Source organism: Prolinoborus fasciculus (assembly GCF_056724605.1).
On record NZ_JBWZQN010000116.1, the window covers coordinates 1 to 2,904 of the forward strand.

Genomic DNA, 2,904 nt, shown 5'->3' on the forward strand with positions numbered 1-2,904 from the left:
TTCTTGACTCAAGCATTAATGCAGTACGATCTTCAAAGTTAAGATGATGGTATGACAATTTTATATACTCCATAAACCCTTTAAATTAATTAGGTGGTTTATGTCGCACTTCAAGTTTTACTCTGCCATGTATTGAAATCAAATGACATCCAAATCAGCATGGATGGTAAAGGTCGATGGGTTGATAATGTGATGGTTGAACGATTATGGCGGAGCGTTAAATATGAAGAGGTGTATCTCAAAGCCTACAGCAATGTTTTGGATGCGAAGAAGCAATTAAACGCATATTTTGAATTTTATAATTTGAAACGACCTCATTCGAGTCTGGACAAAATGACTCCAGATGAGTTTTACTATGACCAGCTACCACAACAAAATAAGGTAGCTTAACTAGAGCAGAGTATCACTTATAAATAAGCTTTTAGTTGTTCAAACATGTGGGACCACCTCTATTTAAAAAAAGGAAAGAAGATGAAAATTAAGTTTTTAACAGTTTCATTGATGCTTATTCTGCCATTTTCTGTTTTTGCAGCAAATACTGTAGTAGAAAAAGCGGTCATTGAATCAAATAATACATATAAGGCGAAGTATAACTTAGAGGATATGACTGAGTTTAATCAGGCTCAAAAGGGCTTTATTGCCAAGCCAACAGGTCAAATTAAAAGTGAGAAAGGCAATGTTATCTGGGATTTTGATGCATTTAGTTTTTTACAAGATCAAGCACCAAATACCGTTAATCCCACTCTATGGCGACAAGCAAAATTAAACAACAATGTTGGGCTATTTAAAGTAACAGATCGAGTTTGGCAAATTCGTGGTTTTGATTTGGCAAATATGACCATCATTCAGGGTGATACTGGCTGGATTATTGTGGATACATTAACCTCTAAAGAAACGGCTGAAGCAGCACTTAAATTTGCTAGACAGCATTTAGGTGAGCAAAAAATTTCAGCCATTATCTTTACCCATAGCCATATCGATCATTTTGGTGGTGCATTAGGCGTTCTTTCTAGCGAAGAAATTAACGCTAGAAAAACTCCAATTATTGCGCCAAAAGGCTTTATGGAAGAAGCGACCAGTGAAAATGTGATGGCAGGTTCAGCCATGATACGTCGTGCGACTTATATGTATGGAACTTTTCTACCTAAAAATGCGGAAGGATTGGTGGATACAGGTTTAGGTAAGGCTGTTGCTGTGGGAAAAATGGGCATCCTTGAGCCTACACAACTGATCACTCAACCAGAACAGAAAATGACGGTTGATGGCTTGGATTTTGTGTTTTATAACGTGCCGGGTTCAGAAGCACCAGCAGAATTAACGTTCTCTATCCCATCATTGAAACTTTATAACGGCGCAGAAATTCTATCTCATACCATGCATAATCTTTATACCCTTCGGGGTGCTAAAGTCCGTGATGCCTTAAAATGGGTGGGCTATCTAGACCAAGCAATGCAGCATGCCAAAGCATCCGATGTATTGATTGCACAGCATCATTGGCCTGTCTGGGGCAATGACAATATTCAAGATTTTATTAAAACCCAGCGAGATGTTTATAAGTTCACGCATGATCAGACGGTGAGATATATGAACTCTGGTTTTAATGGCGCTGAAATTGCCGAAAAAATTAAGCTTCCAGCGGCACTTGATCAAAAACTATATGCTCATGGCTATTATGGAACCCTAAAACATAATGTAAAAGCAGTATACCAATATTATATGGGATGGTTCGATGCCCATCCTTCCAATTTAGATCCATTACCCCCTAAAGCTGTTGCAAAAAAATATATTGAGTTAGCAGGTGGGGAGAACAATGCATTGAAAAATGCGCGGGATGCCTACGCTCAAGCTGACTATAGATGGGCTGCCGAGATTTTAAAACATATTGTGTTGAATAACCCTCAAAACCAACAAGCAAAAGACTTATTGGCGAATACTTATCGTCAATTGGGCTATGCTGCTGAGGCTTCAACTTGGCGTAATTTCTTTTTGGTGGGCGCTCAAGAGCTACAAAATAATGTACCCCTACAAAATACTTCTGATCCGAGTGATTTATTGATTCATACACCAACTGAAAGATTTCTTGAAGCTATGGCGACAAATTTAGATGTGGAAAATTTAAAAAATGAAAACCAGTGTATCAATCTGGTTTTGTCGGATACCAAAGAGCATTTTTCATTATGGGTTGAAAACTCAGTCATGCAGTTTAAGCGTTATGATGAAAGTAAAGATTTGGCATTGGATTGCCCTACATTAACCTTAACCAAGCCCTTATATCTAAAAATGATTACAGGTCAAATAGAAGGGGTAAAAGTCCTGCTTTCTAAAGACAGTAAAGTCAAAGGTAATCCACTGAAAATTGGAAAATTCTTTGCAATGTTTAAACGTCCAGATTCAATTTTCCCGATTGTGACTCGACCAAATGGCTAAGCTCAAATAAGTAAAGTCGAAACTTAAATTAATAGATCCAAAGAAATGGGTGAAATTATCAACTTGGTTCTCCCAATCTTATAACAGGAATACAAGAAATTATTTCTTGTATTCCTCTTTAAAATTAAAAGTAAGCTATATGTATTTTAACTCTATTGATACTTTATTAAATGGTTTTTGAATTTTTATACTTTATTTTCGATGGAGATATTTTTATTAGTAGCTTGTTTAAAAAAGATTTGTTTATTTTTCTATTAATTGCTTCTAAATAATAACTTCAATATTTTTGTGGTTAAAAGGCAAGGGGGTATTATGATGTGTTTTTTATTGAAAATAAGCTTTTATATTAGGGCGAATTCAAACATGAGGTGCGACAGTTTGAAAAGTCTTATGATAATCAACAAGCTGAGCAAATTTCTCTAATGGTGTAAGCCAATCTAACGCTTTTCTAGGACGAGTATTCAGTGACATGGCAAC

Annotated in this window: 1 protein-coding gene and 2 pseudogenes; 2 read left to right on the forward strand and 1 reads right to left on the reverse strand. The window is 36.2% G+C overall.

Annotated elements, in window-relative coordinates; genetic code table 11:
- Window positions 1-129: 129 nt before the first annotated feature.
- Both AC1P5O_RS16330 and AC1P5O_RS16335 read left to right on the forward strand, forming a co-directional pair.
- Window positions 130-390: pseudogene (locus AC1P5O_RS16330) on the forward strand (integrase core domain-containing protein); the annotation flags it as partial.
- A gap of 81 nt (window positions 391-471) precedes the next feature.
- Complete coding sequence (locus AC1P5O_RS16335; protein ID WP_000693745.1) at window positions 472-2,427, forward strand: alkyl/aryl-sulfatase; 1,956 nt, start codon at window positions 472-474, stop codon at window positions 2,425-2,427.
- Window positions 2,428-2,784: 357 nt separating this feature from the next.
- Here AC1P5O_RS16335 and AC1P5O_RS16340 read toward each other — a convergent pair.
- Window positions 2,785-2,904, reverse strand: a pseudogene (locus AC1P5O_RS16340) (IS30 family transposase); the annotation flags it as partial.

Coding starts and splice junctions, on each gene's coding strand:
- AC1P5O_RS16335 (WP_000693745.1), top strand. CDS start 472: ATGAAAATTAAGTTTTTAACAGTTTCATTGATGCTTATTCTGCCATTT.